A 1,904-nucleotide genomic window follows, 5' to 3' on the forward strand; every position below is an offset into this window, starting at 1 on the left:
CGGCGATACGCGATTCGGCTCAGGTTCTTGCCTGCTTCTCTCGCCTTCCGCCCCTTCTGATGAGAAAGTCTTACCTCATGGGGGCTTCTGCTCAGTTTCTGTGTCCCGCGGCAAGACCCGGTGAGATATACGCATCCGAGGGGCTTCACAGGACGCCCGGACTGTGTCAGAGCGATATGCTGATCGCCATCAGAAAAGAGACGTGCCGCGGTCCCTCAGGGACTGACGAGCCCGTCCGATACGACGCACAACCCAGACGGCACTCCCCTCCGCCACCGGGGGCCGGTACCGCTTCAGAAAGCAAACCTCGGAGTACTGAACATGAAATCCATCCTCGCCATCGTCCGCGCTTCCTCCGCGACCGCGTCCGTGACGCTCATCCGCGCCCTCAACTCGAAGGGCGCCGACCGTGTCGTGAGCCTTGAGTCGCTCCACGCCCTCTCGGCCGAGAAGACCAGCGCGAACGCCGGCCTCTCGGAGTCGACGCTCCTCGCCATGGGCGTGGCCGCCGCCGGCTGATTTCCTCCTCTCGCGGGAGGAGTGCATGCCTCCCGTGAGAATCTTCCCTGTCGCCTTCCTCTCCCGCATCCGGTTGAGGGAGGCGATTTCATTTCAGGGTCCCGCCAGACCCCGTCGTTTCTCCTGACGAACGGCGCAAATGCGGCGGAAGGCGGTCCCTCCGGCGGGCGAGAATTTCTCCAGCAGCGAGGGAGGCACCGTCCGCCCGCGACACCGACAACTGAGAACCACGGAGAACTGAAATGACGAAGACCGAGACCATCACCCGTTCCGAACTCCTTGCCCGCGCCCGTGAGACCGGCGGCCACCGCCGCGCCGTGAGCCTCGAGTCGCTTGAGCGTCTCGCGAAGGAGCGCGTCCGGGTCGAGCACAAGGTGACCTCGCGCGCCACGCGCCTCGCGATGGGCGTCGCCGCCGCCGGCTGATCACCTTCAGGAAAAAGCGCGCCCCGCCCGGGGCTGTCTCCCGCGCCTCCCCTTCCCGCTTGAGGGAAAGGGAGGCGTTTCTGCTCCCCTGTCGTGTAAACCCTCATGGGACTTTCCCGGACTACCCCCTCCGGGAGATGCGTGCATTGAGGTATTACCTCGTCTCTTTCCGTAAGCTCACGGGCTTAAAGGATACGATCAGGCGTATGCGCGAAAGCTGCCGGCCCGGTCTTCGCGGAGTGTCATCCACGGCGCTCCGGAAAGGCCGGGCGAACTTTACGCGCCTCCCGGACCAGAAGAACAAGGAACACCAATGCACATCGACACACTCTGCCTCGTCGGCGGCTACAAGCCGAAGAACGGCGAACCGCGCCAGCTCCCGATCGTCGAGTCGACGACCTTCTCCTACGACTCCTGCGAGGAGATGGCGGACCTCTTCGACCTGAAGAAGGCCGGCTACTTCTACTCCCGCCTGCAGAACCCGACCTGCGACCAGGTCGCCGCGAAGATCTGCGCCCTCGAGGGCGGCGCCGCGGCGATGCTCACGTCCTCGGGCCAGGCCGCGACCTTCTTCTCGGTCTTCACGATCGCGCAGAAGGGCGACCACATCGTGTCGAGCTCGAGCATCTACGGCGGCACGTTCAACCTGCTCGCGAGCACTCTGAAGAAGATGGGCGTCGAGGCGACCTTCGTCAACCCGGACTGCACCGAGGAGGAGCTCGCCCAGGCCTTCCGCCCCAACACGAAGCTCGTCTTCGGCGAGACGCTCGCCAACCCGGCGCTGACGCTCCTCGACATCGAGAAGTTCGCCCGCGCCGCGCATGCGCACGGCGTGCCGCTCATCGTTGACAACACCTTCCCGACCCCGGTCAACTGCCGTCCGCTCGAATGGGGCGCCGACATCGTCGTGCACTCCACCACGAAGTACATGGACGGCCACGGCTCCGCGGTGGGCGGCGT

General features: G+C 65.2%; 3 protein-coding genes. All 3 read left to right on the forward strand.

Annotated features, from left to right (window positions below; all coding sequences use genetic code 11):
- Positions 1-321: 321 nt before the first annotated feature.
- Positions 322-519 (forward strand): hypothetical protein, encoded by a 198-nt coding sequence (locus Q4F91_RS12210; RefSeq protein ID WP_303337998.1) that lies wholly within the window; start codon positions 322-324, stop codon positions 517-519.
- Positions 520-761: 242 nt separating this feature from the next.
- Complete coding sequence (locus Q4F91_RS12215) at positions 762-944, forward strand: hypothetical protein (RefSeq protein ID WP_303337999.1); 183 nt, start codon at positions 762-764, stop codon at positions 942-944.
- A 313-nt stretch (positions 945-1,257) separates the two neighbouring features.
- Positions 1,258-1,904 (forward strand): PLP-dependent transferase (locus Q4F91_RS12220; RefSeq protein ID WP_303338000.1); only part of this gene is annotated, 647 nt, incomplete at its 3' end.

The organism is Sutterella sp., from assembly GCF_030539355.1.
Classification (GTDB): domain Bacteria; phylum Pseudomonadota; class Gammaproteobacteria; order Burkholderiales; family Burkholderiaceae_F; genus Sutterella.

Coding starts and splice junctions, on each gene's coding strand:
- Q4F91_RS12210 (WP_303337998.1), top strand. CDS start 322: ATGAAATCCATCCTCGCCATCGTCCGCGCTTCCTCCGCGACCGCGTCC.
- Q4F91_RS12215 (WP_303337999.1), top strand. CDS start 762: ATGACGAAGACCGAGACCATCACCCGTTCCGAACTCCTTGCCCGCGCC.